15 protein-coding genes are annotated in these 18,530 nt (G+C 57.2%); 8 read left to right on the forward strand and 7 right to left on the reverse strand.

The window, feature by feature from the left end; translation table 11 throughout:
• The first annotated feature begins 18 nt into the window (after positions 1 to 18).
• Positions 19 to 1,083, forward strand: a complete 1,065-nt coding sequence (gene queG / locus B3M52_RS02200) for a tRNA epoxyqueuosine(34) reductase QueG (protein WP_036209717.1) — start codon at positions 19 to 21, stop codon at positions 1,081 to 1,083.
• Positions 1,084 to 1,100: 17 nt separating this feature from the next.
• Here the strand turns inward: queG and orn are convergent, their stop codons facing one another.
• Positions 1,101 to 1,643, reverse strand: a complete 543-nt coding sequence (gene orn, locus B3M52_RS02205; RefSeq protein ID WP_036209714.1) for an oligoribonuclease — start codon at positions 1,641 to 1,643, stop codon at positions 1,101 to 1,103.
• 257 nt (positions 1,644 to 1,900) lie between these two features.
• On the opposite strand from orn, the gene rsgA reads away from it, so the two are divergent.
• Positions 1,901 to 2,956, forward strand: coding sequence for a small ribosomal subunit biogenesis GTPase RsgA (gene rsgA, locus B3M52_RS02210; protein ID WP_075196535.1), 1,056 nt, complete (start codon positions 1,901 to 1,903; stop codon positions 2,954 to 2,956).
• A gap of 6 nt (positions 2,957 to 2,962) precedes the next feature.
• Here the strand turns inward: rsgA and motB are convergent, their stop codons facing one another.
• The gene (motB, locus tag B3M52_RS02215; protein WP_075196536.1) at positions 2,963 to 3,922 is read right to left on the reverse strand and encodes a flagellar motor protein MotB; all 960 of its coding nucleotides are present in this window, start codon (positions 3,920 to 3,922) and stop codon (positions 2,963 to 2,965) included.
• Positions 3,923 to 3,951: 29 nt separating this feature from the next.
• Positions 3,952 to 4,803 carry a flagellar motor stator protein MotA gene (motA, locus tag B3M52_RS02220; protein WP_075196537.1) on the reverse strand — a complete coding sequence of 284 codons (852 nt, stop codon included), beginning with the start codon at positions 4,801 to 4,803 and terminating at the stop codon, positions 3,952 to 3,954.
• A gap of 180 nt (positions 4,804 to 4,983) precedes the next feature.
• Here motA and asd point away from each other — a divergent pair, with 180 nt between their 5' ends.
• Positions 4,984 to 5,862, forward strand: a complete 879-nt coding sequence (gene asd / locus B3M52_RS02225) for an archaetidylserine decarboxylase (RefSeq protein WP_075196538.1) — start codon at positions 4,984 to 4,986, stop codon at positions 5,860 to 5,862.
• Here the strand turns inward: asd and epmA are convergent.
• Together epmA and efp are read right to left on the reverse strand one after the other, a co-directional pair.
• Positions 5,834 to 6,808, reverse strand: a complete 975-nt coding sequence (epmA, locus tag B3M52_RS02230) for an EF-P lysine aminoacylase EpmA (RefSeq protein WP_075196539.1) — start codon at positions 6,806 to 6,808, stop codon at positions 5,834 to 5,836. The genes asd and epmA overlap by 29 nt on opposite strands.
• A gap of 11 nt (positions 6,809 to 6,819) precedes the next feature.
• Positions 6,820 to 7,395, reverse strand: a complete 576-nt coding sequence (gene efp, locus B3M52_RS02235) for an elongation factor P (protein WP_036209698.1) — start codon at positions 7,393 to 7,395, stop codon at positions 6,820 to 6,822.
• A gap of 45 nt (positions 7,396 to 7,440) precedes the next feature.
• On the opposite strand from efp, the gene epmB reads away from it, so the two are divergent.
• The 3 genes from epmB (at position 7,441) to B3M52_RS02250 (ending at position 12,757) form a co-directional block, all read left to right on the forward strand.
• Positions 7,441 to 8,481: an EF-P beta-lysylation protein EpmB gene (gene epmB / locus B3M52_RS02240; RefSeq protein ID WP_075196540.1), complete on the forward strand. Its 1,041-nt coding sequence runs from the start codon at positions 7,441 to 7,443 to the stop codon at positions 8,479 to 8,481.
• A 226-nt stretch (positions 8,482 to 8,707) separates the two neighbouring features.
• Entirely contained in the window at positions 8,708 to 10,510 is a 1,803-nt protein-coding gene (locus tag B3M52_RS02245) for a GTPase (protein WP_075196541.1), read from the forward strand.
• A 159-nt stretch (positions 10,511 to 10,669) separates the two neighbouring features.
• Complete coding sequence (locus B3M52_RS02250; RefSeq protein WP_075196572.1) at positions 10,670 to 12,757, forward strand: EAL domain-containing response regulator; 2,088 nt, start codon at positions 10,670 to 10,672, stop codon at positions 12,755 to 12,757.
• Between the two features lie 39 nt (positions 12,758 to 12,796).
• Here the strand turns inward: B3M52_RS02250 and serB are convergent, their stop codons facing one another.
• Together serB and parC are read right to left on the reverse strand one after the other, a co-directional pair.
• A complete protein-coding gene (gene serB, locus B3M52_RS02255) occupies positions 12,797 to 14,020 on the reverse strand; it encodes a phosphoserine phosphatase SerB (protein WP_036209688.1) in 1,224 nt (407 codons plus the stop codon).
• Positions 14,013 to 16,337, reverse strand: a complete 2,325-nt coding sequence (parC, locus tag B3M52_RS02260; RefSeq protein WP_036209686.1) for a DNA topoisomerase IV subunit A — start codon at positions 16,335 to 16,337, stop codon at positions 14,013 to 14,015. The genes serB and parC overlap by 8 nt, the downstream gene beginning before the upstream one ends.
• A gap of 210 nt (positions 16,338 to 16,547) precedes the next feature.
• On the opposite strand from parC, the gene B3M52_RS02265 reads away from it, so the two are divergent.
• Together B3M52_RS02265 and B3M52_RS02270 are read left to right on the forward strand one after the other, a co-directional pair.
• Positions 16,548 to 16,787, forward strand: a complete 240-nt coding sequence (locus B3M52_RS02265; protein WP_036209682.1) for a hypothetical protein — start codon at positions 16,548 to 16,550, stop codon at positions 16,785 to 16,787.
• Positions 16,788 to 16,892: 105 nt separating this feature from the next.
• Positions 16,893 to 18,530: a methyl-accepting chemotaxis protein gene (locus tag B3M52_RS02270; protein WP_075196542.1), complete on the forward strand. Its 1,638-nt coding sequence runs from the start codon at positions 16,893 to 16,895 to the stop codon at positions 18,528 to 18,530.

Consider the following 18,530-nt stretch of genomic DNA (forward strand, 5'->3'; position numbering starts at 1 on the left):
CCACTCGACTGGCACTCCATGACCGAATCGATCGATCAAAACCTCGAACATCTGCCGGAACACATCCAATCCTGGGCCCGGGAACTCGGCTTTAGTGATGTCGGCATTACCCTCCCGGACACCGGTGCTCACGGAGCTCGCCTGAAGGACTGGCTCCGCAAGGGTTTTCACGGCGAAATGTCGTATATGGAAGATCATGGCGACAAACGCTATACCCCCACCTCACTGGTGGAAGGAACGCAAAGAGTCATTTCCGTGCGGCTGGACTACCTGCCTGCGCCCGATAACCCGGGGCGAATACTCACTAACCCCGAGAAGGCCTACATTACCCGCTATGCCACTGGGCGTGACTATCACAAGCTGATGCGCAAACGACTGGCGACCCTGGCAAAACGCATTGACGAGGCAGTATCGGGATACGATTACAGAGCGTTCGTAGACAGCGCTCCTGTGCTCGAAAGGGCCCTTGCCCAGCGCGCGGGCCTGGGCTGGATTGGCAAGAACAACATGCTGATTCATCCAAAAGCGGGGTCGTTTTTCTTCCTCGGAGAAATCTTTACCAGCGCGCCATTACCGCTGGACGAACCGTTTGAAAAGGAACATTGCGGCAGTTGCGCCGCGTGCCTGGACATCTGCCCCACAGATGCCTTTGAAGGCCCCCACAAACTCGATGCCCGCAAATGCATCAGCTACCTCACCATTGAACTCAAGGGCAGCATTCCGGAAGAACTGCGCCCCAAAATGGGTAACCGCGTGTTCGGTTGTGACGATTGCCAACTAGTCTGCCCCTGGAACAAGTTCAGCAAGCCAACGGCGGAAAAAGACTTCCAGCCCCGCCATGGCCTGGACAACAGCGAATTGGCTACGCTGTTCCTCTGGACGGAAGAACAATTCCTCAAACGCACTGAAGGCTCCGCCATCCGCCGCACCGGTTACGAGGGATGGCTGAGAAACCTGGCGGTGGGCCTTGGCAATGCGCCTTCAACCATCCCAGTGATCGAAGCCCTAAAACAGCGGGCTGACTTTCCGTCAGAGATGGTTCGGGAGCATGTGCACTGGGCCCTTCGCAGGCACGGCCTATAGCTTGAAAGCGCCGCAGCCTACAGTTGGAAGAAGTGTTCCCGATAATGCCGCAGCTCCTCTATGGAGTCGCGAATGTCGTCCAACGCCAGGTGACTGCCTTTCTTCTTCACCCCGTCCAGCACATCCGGCCGCCAGCGCCTGGCCAGCTCCTTGATGGTACTCACATCCAGGTTACGGTAGTGAAAGAAGGCTTCCAGTTCCGGCATGTACTTCACCAGGAAACGACGATCCTGGCCGATGCTGTTGCCACATAATGGTGACTGCCCCGGCTCGAGATACCGCTGCAGGAATTCCAGGGTTTTCTGTTCGGCATCGATCTCGCCGTACTTACTGTCCTTTACCCGCTGGGTCAGTCCGCTTTCGCCATGGGTCCGCGTGCACCACTCGTCCATTTCACTGAGCAGTTTGTCTGATTGGTGAACGGCAATCACCGGCCCTTCTTCAATCGTGTTCAATTCAGAATCCGTAACGATGGTTGCTATCTCGATGATGCGCTCTTTTTCCGGGTCTAACCCCGTCATTTCCAGGTCAATCCAGACAAGGTAGTTGGCTTCTGGCATTCGGTGACTCCCAGCCTTCCAATGCGTGCATGGGTGGCCGGTCACTGCTTCCCGGGATACGCTACAAGCACATCCATGTGCGCTCGACTGAAACCATCCCTGGTTTCAGACGCTCCCGGGAAGCAGTGACCGGCCACCCTCGTAATATTGGTAATATATCGGCCAATCCCGACAGAACAAACAGGCTCTGACGAAATCATTCACGTATGATGTTACAGCAATCACCATTTCCCAGCAGGAATTAACCGACCCACGATATGGCTAAACGTCGACTCAACAAGCAGCAGCAGTGGCGCATCAAGAAAATTCAGCAGGAGCGGGCTGCACGGGCGGCGAAGAAAGAAGAATCCATCAGCGAAAAGCTGGACGCTGGTGATCTCGGCCCGGAGCAACAAGGCCTTGTTATCGCTCACTACGGCCAGCAACTCGACGTGGAAGCCCTGGAGGGGGAAGACACCGGCAAGGTGCTGCGTTGCTTCGTGAGAGCGAACATCGACAGCCTGGTAACCGGTGACAAGGTGATCTGGCGCCCAGGCAGCGACAATACCGGCGTCATTGTGGCGCGTTGCGACCGTCACACCCTACTGCAACGGCCCGACAACTTCGGCGCACTCAAGCCCGTCGCTGCCAATATTGACTACATCATCCTTGTGATCGCCCCCGAACCGGAACCCCACGACAACCTGATTGATCGTTATCTGGTGGCGGCCGAGAGCACAGACATTCCGGTCATCATCCTGCTCAACAAGACCGACCTGGTGACTGACCAGAATCGGGAAGCAATCGACCAACTTCTGGCTCGCTACGAAAAGCTCGGATATCGAATAGAACGCACCTCCGCAAAAACCCTGGAGGGTGAGCAGGCGGTTAGGGTTGAAGACCTGGTAAAAGGTCAGACTAGCGTATTCGTGGGTCAATCGGGAGTTGGCAAATCGTCCATTATCCAGACGTTATTGCCGGAAGCATCGATCCGGGTAGGCGCGGTCTCGGAGAGCACCGGGAAAGGGGTTCACACCACCACGACCGCCAAACTTTTTCACCTCAACTGCGGAGGCGACCTCATCGATTCGCCGGGTATCCGGGAGTTCGGGCTGTGGCACATGACACCACAAGAGATCGAGTACGGCTTCCGGGAGATACGAGACCTGATCGGTCACTGCAAGTTCCGCAATTGCAGCCATATGGGTGACCCCGGCTGTGCCATTGCGCAGGCTGCCGAGGATGGTCGCATCAGCACGGAGCGACTGAAAAGCTTCAACCGGATTCTTCAGGATATGGCGGAACAGCAGTCACGGGGACTGAAAGCCGACTGAACCGGCTTACCAGTTCAGCTCTCCGGGCTTGGGTTCTTCCTTCTCTTCCGCCCAGCTGCCTTCTTCCAGCCGTTTCATTGCCTCCTGCTGCTGCTCTTCAGAGGGGGCAGTCAGGTCAATCAAGGGCTCACCCGATCGACTGGCATTGCTCTGGATGCCAGCCGCTGTCTTTTTGTTCATCACGATAATGGAAATACGACGATTAACCGGCGCCTGAGGATCGTCCTGATCAAACAGCACCGAATCGCTCAGCCCCACAACCCGGCCAATTTGCTCCTGCCTGACACCGCCTGCAACGAGCGCTCTGCGAGCCGTGTTGGCCCGGTCCGCCGACAATTCCCAGTTGGTGTAACCCGGGCGACCGCTGAAGGGCGTGGAGTCGGTATGGCCGGTAATGCTCAGTTTGTTGTTGACGGTGCCGAGTGTCTTGGCAAGCTCAAACAGGATATCTTGAGAATAATACTTGAGCTCGGCCCGACCACTGTCAAACATGGGGCGCTGTGAGCGGTCGACGATCTGAATACGCAGGCCCTCGCTGGTGATATCGATCAGCAGCTGATCTTTGAACTCCTGAAGGGTTTCGCTCTGCTCTATACGGTCCTGAAGGTCCTGAAAGAGCTCCTCCATCTGCCGCTGCTCCAGAGTCTGCGCCAGCTCCTCCACAACCTGGTCTTCGATCTGGATATCGCTGCGCTCGATGTCCTCGCTGCTTTCGTTGATCACCGAGGCACTGCCCTCAAGATCCACCGGATTGGGAGACCCACCCTCAGTAAACCCGACCGGGTCCTTGAAGTAACCTTCCACAGCACGAATCTGTTCAGGAGACGCCGTTGCGGTCAGCCAGAGCACGAGAAAAAACGCCATCATGGCGGTAGCGAAATCGGCGAAAGCCACTTTCCATGAACCGCCGTGGTGCCCAGCCGCAACTTTCTTTTTTCTCTTTACGATGATTGGCTGTTCTTCCAAGAAACTGCTCCTGACGGCTCTTGCTCAGACTATTTTGAACGCACGTGGTCGTTGAGTTCCTGAAACCCGGGCCGCTTATCCGACGGCAGGGCCTTGCGGCCGAACTCGATGGCCATCTGCGGCGCCTGGCCCGACACGGTGGCAACGATTGCGGATTTGGCGCATTCGTAGGCCTTGATCTCGTATTTGGCGGTGTGCTCCATGGCAATGGAGGTGGGGCCAACGAAGCCATACCCCATCCAGATTCCGAGGAACGTTCCCACCAGCGCCGCCGCCACGCTGAGGCCAATTCTTTCAGGGCCCTCACTCAGGAAGTTCATGGTGATAACAATACCGAGCACGGCTGCGACAATCCCGAGGCCCGGCAGAGCATCGGCTATCTTGTTGACAGCGTGGGCTGGCTCTTCAAGTTCGTGCTGACGACTCTCGATCTCATTTTCCATCATGCCTTCGAGCTCATGGGTTGCCATGTTCCCGGAACTGATAATTCTCAGGTAGTCGGTGATAAAGGCCAGCAGGTACTTCGACTTAATAATGGCGGGGTAACGGCTGAAGATCTGGCTTGACTCCGGATTGTCGATGTCTTCCTCGATGGCCATCACACCCTGTTTCCTGGATTTGTCGAAAATCTCGTACATCAGGCTGAGCAAATCCATGTAAAAGGACTTGTTGTAGGGAGAACCCGTCAGTTGGCTGAGGACACCTTTCGCCACTTCCTTGATGGTGTGCAGGGGGTTGGCAATGATGAACGACCCCACTGCAGCGCCGCCGATAATAAGTATTTCCGTGGGCTGCCATAACACCAGAAGATTACCACCATGGAGGACATAGCCGCCGAGGACGCTGGCAATGACAATGACTGCACCGATTATGAGTAGCATGGATTGAGAACACACCTTCTATGATTTCTGTCAGGCTAGGCGCCTGAAGCGGAGCCGCCTGGCCGGCCTGCACAGATAATAGCAAGCAGCGGACCGAACCGCGAAGATATGAAACAATTTCTATACACACCCCGCGATTTGTTAAACTTCGCGCCTTTGAGCGCCAAGGATCACTTTCCAATGTTCGACAAGCTGTTTGTAATGAGCCAGTACATAACGCCGCAACTCGCGGTTTCACGCCTTGCGGGCCGACTTGCGGACAATGAAAGCATGCCCGGGCTAAAGGATCGTGTGGTGAAGTGGTTCATCGGCCGCTATGGCGTCAATATGAACGAAGCGCTGGAACCGGACCCGGCGGCCTATGCAAGCTTCAACGCCTTTTTTACCCGCGCCCTGAAACCCGGCCTGAGGCCCGTGAACGAGCGAGAAAGCACTCTGGTCAGTCCCGTTGACGGCGCCATCAGCCAACTGGGTCAAGTCAGCAATGATCGGGTATTCCAGGCCAAGGGCCAGTCCTTCAGCCTCAACGAACTGCTCGGTGGCGATGAGGAGCGGGCGGCAAGCTTTACCGATGGCGAATTCGCCACCATCTACCTCTCCCCTAAGGACTATCACCGCATTCATATGCCGCTGGCCGGCACGCTCCGGGAAATGGTGTACGTTCCCGGCAAGCTGTTTTCCGTCAACCCGACCACCGCGGAGAACGTGCCCAACCTGTTCGCCCGGAATGAGCGGGTTGCCTGTCTATTCGACACCCCGGCAGGCCCAATGGCCCTCGTGCTGGTCGGCGCAATGATCGTGGGCAGTGTCGAGACGACCTGGGCTGGCGTCGTGGCACCCGGCGGGGGTGAGGTTTCCGAGAGTCGCTATGACAGCCTCAAAACACCCATCCAGTTTGAAAAAGGCGAGGAAATGGGACGGTTCCGCCTGGGCTCAACGGTGATCATGGTTATGCCCAAGGGCGCTGTGAAATGGAACGCCAATCAGGTAGCAGGCGGTACGGTGCGTATGGGTGAAGCTTTCGGCGACATCAACACCGGTCAGCCGGGAACGCAATAACGCCGGGCAACTCATCAAGCCCCAACTTCAGCATCAACAGGCGGTCCAGGCCCAAGGCCACTCCGGAACAATCGGGCACCCCCGACTCCAGGGCCGCCATGAACGACTGGTCGATGGGCATCTCGGGCTTTCCCACTCTGCGGCGAGCCTGGTTGTCCGCCTCAAACCGACGCCTCTGCTCGTCGGGATCGGTCAGTTCCCAGTAGCCATTGCACAGCTCCACACCGCCCACGTAGAGCTCGAAACGATGAGCCTGCCGCACCCCGGACCGTTCAGACACACGGGCCAGTGCAGCCTGGGACTCCGGATAACCGGTCACGAATACCGGCCCAACGCCCGCCAGTGCCGGCTCCACCTGAGAGCTCATCAGCAGATCCAGATAATCGTCACGAGAGAGGCCATCCAGCTGGGATGGCTCCATCCATTGTTCGCAACGCTCTGACAACTCGTCATTACCGGCCAAAAACGGATCAATACCCGCGAACCGGACAAACGCATCGCGATAATCCATGGTGCGTGGCGGCTCACAACCCAGCCAGCCACAAACCAACTCGGAGACCTCTTCCATCAGATCGACATCCGTAAAACCGGGCCGGTACCATTCAAGCAGGGAAAACTCAGGGTTGTGTCGCCGCCCGAACTCACCGTCGCGAAACACCCGGGCGATCTGATAAATAGGGCCGGATCCAGCCGCCAGCATCCGTTTCATGTGATATTCCGGGGATGTCTGCAGCCACCCGCCCGCTGGGCGGACTCCGATCGAGGCGGGATTCGCGGAGATACTGTCAATATTGATATCAGTAACACCGTGCCGGCCAAGTACGGGCGTCTCGACTTCCATCACATCACGTTGCGCAAAAAAGCCACGCACCCAGGCAAGCTGTTGTGCGCGGCTTTTAAGAGCCACCTGTGAAGCCGAGGGCCGCCACTGAAGGGAGTCAGTCACCAGGGCTCCAATCAGCTGTTTTTGACCCGGTTGACGTATTCACCGGAGCGAGTGTCCACCTTGAGCACTTCACCAATGGTGATAAATAGTGGCACGTTGACAACGGCACCCGTGGAAAGCGTCGCCGGCTTGGAGCCCCCCTGGGCGGTGTCGCCTTTCATACCCGGATCCGTGTCCACCACTTCCAACTCGACAAAGTTGGGCGGGGAGACTGTCAGAGGCGCGCCGTTATAGAGTGTTACGGTATAAACATCCTGCTCTTTCAGCCATTTAAGCGAGTCACCAACCGCCTTGGCATCCGCCGGAAACTGCTCGAAAGACCCGTCGGTTTTCATGAAGTGCCAGAATTCGCCATCGGTATACAGGTACTCCATTTCCAGATCGATCACGTCAGCAGCTTCCAGGCTCTCGCCGGATTTGAAAGTGCGTTCCCACTGCCGGTTGGTCATCAGGTTACGCAGTTTTACCCGGTTGAATGCCTGCCCTTTGCCGGGCTTTACGAATTCGTTCTCGAGAATGATGCAGGGGTCGCCGTCCAGCAAAACCTTAAGACCGCCACGGAATTCGTTGGTAGAATATGAAGCCATGAAATTATCACCTGAAACGATGCTTTTGGAAATTCGAAGCTGGCTATGATACAGCGAACCGCCACCCGTATAGAAGCCCGCCCCGTCGATCACGCTGATCACAGCTGGCAGCGACTGCTCTCGGAGTCCGTCACTACGCCGGATGCCCTCCTGCGCCGGCTTGACCTTGACCCGGCAGCTTGGCTCCATGGTGCGAACGAAGGCCACCGATTGTTCCCCATACGGGTACCCGAACCCTATCTGAATCGAATCACGAGGGGCGATCCCGACGACCCCCTGCTACGTCAGGTGCTGCCTTTATCGTCCGAAGCAGACACCTATCCCGGGTTTGTCTCCGACCCACTTCAGGAAAGTGGCTCGATGCCAGCGACCGGGCTGATTCGCAAGTACGATAGCCGCGCCCTGTTAATGGTGACCGGGCAATGCGCCATCAACTGTCGCTACTGCTTCCGCCGCCACTTCCCCTACGAGGACCACCGACTGTCGCCGGAGGACCGGTCGCAGGCCCTCAAGGCCCTCTCCGACGATACTCGCATAAACGAAGTGATTTTCAGCGGGGGCGACCCGCTGGTGGCGAATGACCGGCTGCTGTCGGCCTGGGCCGAGGCATTGGCAGCCATCCCACACATCCGCAGACTGAGAGTCCATACCCGACTGCCCGTCGTCATCCCCCAGAGGGTGTCTGATTCGCTGATCGCGTGGCTCTCGGGCTCACGCCTGCAGTCTGTCGTCGTCATCCATGTCAATCATCCCGCCGAACTGGATGCCGACACGCAACAGGCCCTCGGGCGACTGAAAGCTGCAGGCGTCACATTGCTGAACCAGAGCGTGATATTGAAAGGCGTGAACGACAACGCCAGAGTGCTGGCGGAACTCAGCGAGCGATTGTTCGAGTGCGGTGTACTGCCCTATTACCTCCATGCCTTCGACCCAGTGGCCGGCGCCCACCACTTCGAAGTTAGTGACGACAAGGCTCGGGACCTGGTACGGCAACTGATTACAGTGCTGCCAGGTTTCCTGGTACCCAGGCTTGTCAGGGAGATTCCGGGCCAGCCCGGGAAAACACCATTAGACCTGTTTGCGTGACCCATTTGGCAATGTTGGCCCAATTTTACTTGTTAAACATTGTCAACTCGTGCTTTTCTCGCTTTTTGTTGTGCGTTTGCTATTTTACAGTGCAGAAAGCGATAACAATAAAAACCGATATTCGCGGCGTTTTCCGATTAAAACACGCAGGCGTTACCAAGATACGCCTGTAGTTCGTGGTGCAACCCGGAGTACCTACCGTGGTCCAGACAATTGGCGTGATAGCATGGAAGGCATGATTCTGAAGCCCGATCTCCGCGTTCCTGAACAGAAGACGGCAAGTCTCTCTTTTTGCCAGACTTCCCCCAAAGCCTTCAGGGACTGGGTAAACCAGTTACCAATGGCGAATATTGGGGAAGCTTCCCGGCAGCTCTATCACGCCATCATTGAGCTCAATCATCTGTTTATCGCGCCTCAGCAGCGGCTGCAACTGCTGGAACTGATTCGCCCGAAGATTCACTTCGTCTGCTCCGAACTGTCTCGCCACTACCTTGGCTTGGCCGTCGCACTACCGGAAAAGCAGCGCAAGGTTGCCAATCTGTCCCAAGCCCTCCAGCTCCATGCCGCCAGCGGCTACAAACTGTGCGTGCTTGAGTTCCTGGACAACGGCGGCCTGGACAAAAATCGTAAGGCGGTCTCGACAGCGATTCACCGCGCCATCTCAGAGTTGGCAGCTACGATCGTAAGGGCCCATCAACTGTATTGCCCAAGCCCTGCGCAAAGTTGGCTGGAATGTCATCGACTTTTCCGATTCGCCCATCGCAACAAGATTCAGGGGCTGTCCGTCGACGACGATACTCTGACCCATCGCCGTGGAAGCTCCGTGGAAGACTGCTACAAACGCATCCTGCTGCTAGGCTGCGCCCGCCCCAATCAACTCCGGCAAGGCGAGTTGGCGCAGGTTTACGAGCTGTTCGAGAACTGGACCCACCTGGTTTCCTGCGGGCCCGAAACCGATAACGACAGCCTGTTCGTGGTAAACATGGAGCGGGACACCTCGCCGGTCTACCGCAGCCTGCTGGAACAAAAGCCGGGTAACGACTGCTACAACTTCGACACTCGGGAATTATCAGAACAGATCACGGACGCCTTGCACGCCCGCAACAAACGGGATGGTGGATCCAGCGAACTTGAGCTGCCCTCCCGCATTGGCGACACACTTCTGACTCACCTGAGCCAGGCGCTCGGCATCCTTGCCAAGCGCAACTTCAATCGCATTGCCAGTCAGGGCACGCTCGAGATATGCGTAGGCCTGACCGCAACCCATTATTACGTGGCCGGCGAAAAAACGTTCAACGAATTTGTCAGCGGCAACGACAACCAGAACGGCGACGACAACATGTTCCTGCGCTCGTCCCGGCAGAAACAGGATGCCTGGGCCGGCGCCCATGACGCCGGGCCCAACGACGAGCCATTGCAATCGGCAGATACGCCAATCAACTTCCGTAACAGTATTGGCGCCACACCAGACAGTGAAAGTGATCGAAGAAAACCCAAGCGCCACCATGCACTGCTGGTGAACACCAGTCCCGGCGGATACTGCGCCGCGTGGGAGACCAACGTCCCCTCCTCCCTTCAGGCGGGCGAGGTTCTCGGCGTCCGCGAGCAGTCAAACCACCCTTGGAGCGTAGCGGTTGTGCGCTGGATAAGACAGGTTCGCAACCAGGGCACACAGGTTGGCATTGAGCTTTTGGCCCCCAGTGCGGCGCCATGCGGCGTAAGACTGATTCAGAAAATTGGCAACAGCAGCGAGTACCTGCGCGGCCTCTTGCTACCGGAAATCAGCGTCGTTAACCAGGCAGCAACCCTAATCACACCGCGACTTCCGTTCCAGTCCGGCAGCCGGATTTCATTGCTTCATGACGGTCGGGAAGATCAGGGCACACTGTCCCGCAAGATTTCAGCGACCGGCAGTGTCAGTCAGTTTGAACTCAAGCTTCAGAGCGCCAGTGTAACGCCAGCCGGCGGCAATCCGCCGGAGGCAGGCACCAGTGAAGACGAGTTCGACTCACTATGGCCCTCGCTATAGCGCACCGTTACTGTGAACGGACGCTTATGAACCCGCCCGAAGGGTTGTTATTAACCGGTAACCCCTGCATCATTCAGCGTTAGTGAAAGCCGGCCCCGTGCTCTGAGTTCTACGACAGGTGTCGGCACAGCCAACGTGTATCACGAGACATCTGACGAAATGCAGAAAAAGAACGCAACCGTACACCTGCTCATCCTTGATCCGTCCCAGAACGACGCCGAGACCCTGGTCAGCCTGCTCCGAAACTCGGGCAAAGCCACGCGAGCCCATCGCATCACGTCCGAGGAAGACCTTGAAGAAACCCTGAAAACGGGTAACTGGGACCTGCTTTTAGCGCGCGACGATGTTGAACAGGAGTTCGGCGCAGATGGCGCCCTGGCGATGATTCGGCGCTTGGACAAGGACATTCCGTTCGTTCTCCTGACCGGCGAATTCAATCGCGAGCGCACAGTCTCCATTATGAAAGCCGGTGGACAGGACACGGTTCCGTTCGAGAACACGGATCAGTTGGTGCTGGTGGTTAACCGGGAGCTGAGCGCCCTGGAGGATCGGCGGCGTCGCAGGACTCTCGAATCCCACCTACGGGAATCTGAACAACGCTGCCAGCTTCTGCTGGAAAGTTCCAAGGACGCCATCGCTTACATTAACGATGGCATGCACATCTACGCCAACCAATCGTACATGGAGTTCCTGGGCTACGACGACATCGACGACCTGATCTGCATCCCTGTGCTCGACACCCTGACACCGGAAAGCCAGGAAAAATACAAGGAGTTCATGAAATCCTTCGCCGATAGTGGTGAGGATGGCATGACCATGAACTGCGTCGCCCGCCGCAGTGACGACCAGGAACTCAGCGTCACCATGTCGGTATCCGCAGCGACGTATGATGGTGAGACCTGCACCCAGATCGTGATCCAGCCAGAGCACAGCGACGCGGAGCTGGAAGAGAAGATTCGTCAGATCAGCAGCCAGGACCTGCTAACCGGCCTGTTCAACCGTCAATACCTGATGGATGCCTTGGGCCAAACGATTGCGACGGCTGGCAAGGACAACAAGACTGGTGCACTGGCCTATATCGCCCTGGACAACTTCATGAGCCTGAAAGGCCAGGTGGGCATTGCCGGCGCCGACCTGATGCTTGGCGACCTGGCTACCCTGCTGAAGGAGCAGGCGCCTGAGAATATGGTCCTCGCCCGCCTCAGCGACGACGCCTTCTGCCTGCTGTGCCAACCGTGCGAAGAGAAAATCATGGCGGAGCAATGTGAAGCCATTCGCAAGAAGGTCGAAGACCATCTGTTCGACATCAACGGCCGCACGGTACAACTGACTCTCAGCATCGGCGTTGCCGCGATTACCGAGAATGCACCCAAGGCACCGGACCTGATGGGCCGGGCCCACACCGCCTCATCGGAGCTGAAGAAAAAGCCGGGCCATGAGCAGGGCAACGGCGTTCTGGTGTACAACCCGGCAGATTACGAGGCCATGGATGAAAGCAACTCGGTCGATGCCATCCAGAAAGCCCTGGATGACAATCGCTTCAAGCTGCTTTTCCAACCCATTATCAATCTACGCGGCGAGGGTGAAGAACACTACGAGGCCTTCGTCAGGATGTTGAACAAGGACAACGAGGAAGTCTCACCGTACGACTTCCTGCCGCCCGTTGGCCCCTCGGAGATGGCTATCAAGATTGACCGCTGGGTGATTCTGCAGACCATCAAGCAGCTTTCCAGCCATCGATCGCGCGGGCACGATACCCGCCTGTTCCTGAACGTGACGGCAGAGACCCTGGAAGACAAAACCTTTACCCCCTGGCTGAGTGTGGCCCTGAAGGCAGCTCGCCTGCCGGGCGACTCACTGATCTTCCAGATACGCGAAGGTGATGCCAACAACTACATGAAACAGGCCAAAGAGTTTGCCAAGGCGGTTCACGAGCTGCACTGCAAGGTCTCGATCTGCCAGTTCGGGTGCGCTCTGAATCCGTTCAATACCCTGAAGCATATCGACGTGGATTACGTGAAGATCGACGGTTCCTTTACTGAAGAACTTCAGAAGAAGGACGACGCCAAGGAAGAGGTCAAGGAAATGGTCAAGAGCCTGCAGAGTGCAGGCAAGCTGACCATCGTGCCTCTGGTCGAGAACGCCAGCGTGCTTGCAACCCTGTGGCAGGCTGGGGTGAACTACATCCAGGGCTATTATCTGCAGGCCCCGGTTCCGGAGATGAACTACGACTTCGGTGACCACTGAAGAATCGCGCGGCATAGCCCTCCCATGCCGCGCGTTCTACTACCTTTCCCGGGCCTGCAGACTGTCGCTTTCCCTGAACCCGATCAGGTAGAGGATCGCATCCAGCCCCAGCGTCGAAATCGAATGCCGTGCGGATTCCTTGACCAGGGGCTTGGCCCGAAAAGCCACCCCGAGCCCCGCCTGGCTTAGCATGGGCAGATCATTGGCACCATCACCCACCGCAATGACCTGTTCCCGTGAAATATGCTCGCGTTCCGCAATTTCCTGAAGCAGTTCCGCCTTGCGCTTGCCATCAACAATCTGGCCCGACACCTTGCCCGTCACCTTGCCGTTTTCAATTTCCAGCTCGTTGGCGTACACATAGTCAATCCCGAGTTTTTTCTGCAGATGGCGAGCAAAGTAGGTGAAGCCACCAGACAGTATCGCCGTACGGTAGCCCAGGGATTTCAGGCTCAGTATCAGGTGTTCCGCACCTTCGGTTAGATTCAGGCGGGCGGCGATGCCCTCAAGCACGGATTCATCCAACCCCTGGAGAAGCGCCAGACGCTCTGCAAAGCTCTGCCCGAAATCCAGCTCACCCTGCATAGCTCGCTCAGTAATCTCCGCCACCTGCGCCCCAACGCCGGCTTCCAAAGCCAGTTCGTCGATCACTTCAGCGTCAATCAGGGTGGAATCCATATCGAACACGACAAGCCGTCGATTACGGCGGAAGATGGAGTCCTCCTGGAAGGCAATATCCACGTTCATCTCTCCGGCGATATGCAGGAAGTCGGAGCGCAGCTGTTCGAGATCAGATGGTGTGCCACGGACAGAAAACTCCACACAGGCAATGCGGTTCTCGGAGGAATTCAGCGACGGGCGGGCAGAAAGCCGGCTGATGTTATCGATGTTCAGGCCATGGCGGGCGGTAATCGCAGACACCCGCGCAATTTGCTCGGCCTTGATATCCCGCGACAACAGCGTGACGATGTAGCAGGCGCGGTTACGCCCCTCCGCCCATTGCTGGTACTCCTCGATCGTAATCGGCGCAAAACGCACCTGCAGATCCAGCGCATGCAGTCGGAACAGAAGGTCGCGAATCACCGGTGAGGATTTGGACTCATCGGGGATCTCGATCAGGATACCCCAGGTCAGGTGGTCGTGGATCACCGCCTGGCCGATATCCAGAATACGCACATCGTACTGCCCCATGATGCCGGTTATCTCCGACGTCAGGCCCGGCTTGTCGCGCCCCGAAACGTTAATCAGAACCAGTTCACTCACTGTCAGGCTGCTCCTCTGCATTGGCAACGCTGTCTGCATCGGAAACGCCTGCCGCATTGCTGGCTGACTGAATCACATCTATCGCATCCACTCTCTGAAGCCCGCGAGGCAGTTTATGGCCACGGCGGCCACGCTCGCCCAGGTAGTGCTCCAGATCGCTGAACTGAAGCCCCATCTTGCGCTTGCCGGCACGAATCTCCAATTGGTCGTCCTCAGCGAAAACGGCAACAGCCACCACATATTCTTCCCGGTTCTGAACCCGCGCCGAGGGAATGCTGATGATCTTGTTGCCCTTGCCTTTGGCCAGCTCCGGCAGCTCGCTCAGCGGGAACACCAGCATCCGTCCTTCATTGGAAATGGCGCCCAGATAAAGCGGCTTGTCCGAGCCGGGCACCACCACCGGCGACATGATCTTCGCCCCTTTCGGTACCGACACCACGGCCTTGCCGTTGCGGTTTTTGCTGATCATGTCATTGAGGGAGGTCACGAATCCGTAGCCGCCATCGGTGACCAACAACACCTTCCGCGCTGGATCGCCCATCAGCAACCCAGAGAACGTTGCCCCCGACGGCGGATTGATACGGCCACTCAGAGGCTCGCCCTGCCCCCGCGCAGATGGAAACGTATGGGCGACCAGGGAGTAAGCCCGCCCCGTGGAGTCCAGGAATACCGCCTGCTGGTTATTACGCCCCTTAGCAGCCATGGCAAAACTGTCACCCGCCTTATAGCTAAGCCCCTCAGGCTCAATATCATGCCCTTTGGCCGCCCTGACCCAGCCCTTCTCCGACAGCACAACCGTGACTGGATCGTTGGAAACCAATTCGGTTTCGCTGAAGGCCCTGGCTTCCCGGCGCTCGACAATGGGTGAACGACGATCATCCCCATAGGTTTCCGCATCCGCCAGCAATTCGTCCTTGATCAGCTCCCGCAGGCGGTCCTCGGAGCCAAGAATCGCCTGCAGCTCATCCCGCTCAGCCGACAGCTCGTCCTGCTCGCCACGGATTTTCATTTCCTCAAGCTTGGCCAGGTGACGCAACTTCAACTCAAGAATGGCTTCAGCCTGCTCTCCGGACAGCCCGAAGCGGGACATCAACTCTGCTTTGGGTTTATCTTCGTAGCGGATAATCGCGATAACTTCATCGATGTTCAGATAGGCCACCAACAGGCCTTCAAGAATATGCAGACGCGCCAGGACCTTATCCAGCCTGTGCTGCAGGCGCCGGGTGACGGTGGTGCGACGGAAGCTGAGCCACTCCGTCAGCATTTCGCGCAGGCCCTTCACGCCCGGGCGGCCGTCATTGCCGATGACGTTGATATTCACCCGATAGGTTTTCTCCAGATCCGTGCTGGCAAACAGGTGGGCCATCAGCCCTTCCTGATCCACACGATTGGAGCGTGGAACGATCACCAGCCGGGTCGGGTTCTCATGGTCGGATTCGTCGCGCAGGTCCGCGACCATGGGCAGCTTTTTGGTCTGCATCTGCTGGGCGATCTGCTCCAGCACCCGGTTCCCGGAGACCTGATGAGGCAGGTCGGTCACCACGATTTCCCCGCTCTCGTTGATCCAGCGCGCCCGCATTCTTAGCGAGCCCCGGCCGGTCTCGTACATCTGGCGGATATCCTTGCGAGGCGTAATGATCTCCGCGTAGGTGGGAAAGTCTGGCCCCTGGACATGCTCACACAGGTCATCGGTGGTGGCCTCCGGCTGGTCAAGCAGCCTTACACAGGCCGCTGCCACCTCCCGGACATTGTGCGGCGGGATGTCCGTTGCCATACCCACGGCAATACCGGTGGTGCCGTTCAAAAGTACGTGAGGCAACCTCGCGGGCAATACTGAAGGCTCGTCCATGGTGCCATCAAAGTTTGGCACCCAGTCCACTGTGCCCTGCCCCAGCTCGCTGAGAAGGACATCCGCGAATTTCGCGAGACGGGATTCTGTATAACGCATGGCCGCGAAAGATTTGGGGTCGTCAGGCGCGCCCCAGTTGCCCTGGCCATCCACCAGTGGGTAGCGATAGGAAAACGGCTGAGCCATCAACACCATGGCTTCGTAGCAGGCACTGTCGCCATGGGGGTGAAATTTACCCAGGACATCGCCCACCGTACGGGCAGACTTCTTATACTTTGAGGTGGATTTCAAACCAAGCTCGGACATGGCGTAGATAATACGCCGCTGCACCGGCTTCAGTCCGTCTCCGACGTTGGGCAACGCCCTGTCCAGAATGACGTACATGGAGTAGTCGAGGTAGGCCTTTTCGGTGTAGTCCCGCAATGAAACCCGCTCAAAGCCTTCATCCGTGGTCTGAAACTCTGGCATGGATGCCCCTTTGTTATTGCCTGATATGAATTCCGCTGGTTATCCCGGCCTAAGCCGGGACTGCACATTATATGGAGGCGGGGACGGATACACCAACACCCCGTGGATTTTCCAATAGCGGAATTCCCGCATGGAGAGAGTGTAACCCTCACCGTATGCTCGCCATCAGTAAACGATGATCCGTTTCACGACATCCACGAGTGGAGAACTATGAGACCCAACCTGAAAGCCTGTGGGCAGGCGCTGATTACGGCCATGGTGAACGCTGTTCTTGCTCTTACCCTGATGCTCTTGGTGGAGTTTGCCATAACCGGCACTTTCCAACTGGCGGGCCCTTACCTGTGGGCGGGGTTGCTCATCGGACTGGTTATTTTCTTCGCCCAGTTCTGGCGCCAGCGCCATCTCTGCCGGAACGGACAATCGGCCCAGGAGTCCCCTGATACGCTTTAAGGGTATTCCTGCCAACCACACCTCATAAGCAACCCGCTAACACTGACAACCTTCTTTCCGATGCTATCCTGACTAAACGCGTCTTCAGAAAAGCAGGAAGGAAAGATGAATTTCAAGAATTCCTTAGGCCTGAGAGCCAAGATCGCTTTACCTTTCGCAATTTCCGCCATCGCTTTGATCGTCATCGGTCTTTTTAGCGTCTTGACGGCACGGAATCTGGTATCCGACACAGATACGCTCTCCGAACGTTATCTTCCCGCCGTAAGCGAAGCGCTCAACGGCGATCGAGACCTTTATCAGGCCCTGGTCGCGCAAATGTCTTTTATCAGCGCAACGGAGAACAATGAATCTCCGGACCAGTATCAGGCTGACTTCGAGGAAAACGCTGACCAAGCACTGGAGAGGCTGGAGAAAGCGATAGAACGCCTGCAAGGCACTGGTATCTCTGAGAAAACCGAGAGTTTTCGCGAAACCTATGACCTCTGGCTGGAGACCGCTCGAGAGTCCATGCGGACTGCACAGTCAGGAGACCCCGCCGCGGGGCACAGGCTACTGACTGAACAAAGCAACCCGCTGTTCAGTGAGCTCAGGGATTACTACGACCAGGTGGGGGTTCACGCCGATGAGCAGGCTCAGATTGTAGCCAACGAAGCATCTCAGGAGGGGGCTGCCAGCTCGGCCTTTATACTGGTCATCACCGCCAGCGCTGTCATAGCCGGCATTCTTCTGTTTATCGTGTTCCTCCGGATGATTATTGCGTCCGTTGGTGTGCTAAGGAAGCAACTTGACAACATTGCCCGGGGCGAAGGAGACCTCACACAACGCATTCCCGTGGAAATGGACGATGACCTCGGCAAACTGGCCACGAGCTTTAATCAGGTGCTGGAAAACCTCCAGGCCATGATCGGCTCCATCCAGGACCTCAGCAAGCAACTTGGCTCGGGCGCATCCGAGCTGTCCAGTGCGGCGCGCGACAACAGCGACGGGATAACACGGCAAACAGATGCTATCTCCATGGTCGCCACGGCCATCAATGAGATGCAAAGCGCCATTGAAGAAGTGGCGGGCAATGCATCACGTGCGGCCGACATTACCAAACACGCCCAGGAAAAAGGCCGCAACGGGGCCACCATCATTCGCAACTCCTCCGTCCAGGTACAGCGACTGGCGGCGCAGATTTCCAAGGCGGTGGAGGTTATACGCAAGCTGTCACAGGACTCGGAGAACATCACCTCGGTACTGGATGTTATCCGCGAGATTGCAGACCAAACCAATCTTCTCGCCCTCAACGCCGCCATCGAAGCCGCCCGGGCCGGCGAACAGGGACGGGGGTTTGCGGTTGTGGCCGATGAGGTTCGCACCCTGGCCAAGCGCACCCAACAATCCACGGAAGATATCCAGACCATGATCACTGCCCTGCAGACCGGCGTTGCCGATATCGTTGCGGTGATGGAGACCGGCAGCAAGGAAGCGGTGGAAACTGAAAAGCTGGCCACGGAGGCGGAGGCGGAGCTTCAGGGCATTCTCGAATCCATGGCGGATATCAGCGACATGAACACCAGCGTGGCTTCAGCCACCGAGGAACAAACCCAGGTAATTGACGAAATCAACCGAAGCGTGACTGAAATCAATGATCTGGCGTCAGAGAGCATGACGCGCTCAGGCAGCATCGACCGCATTAGCGAATCGCTGGATGGCTATGCCAGGGAACTTGAGCAGCAGACAGGCCAGTTCAAGGTGTGA

This window comes from Marinobacter sp. UBA2688 (assembly GCF_002352785.1).
Classification (GTDB): Bacteria; Pseudomonadota; Gammaproteobacteria; order Pseudomonadales; family Oleiphilaceae; genus Marinobacter; species Marinobacter salarius.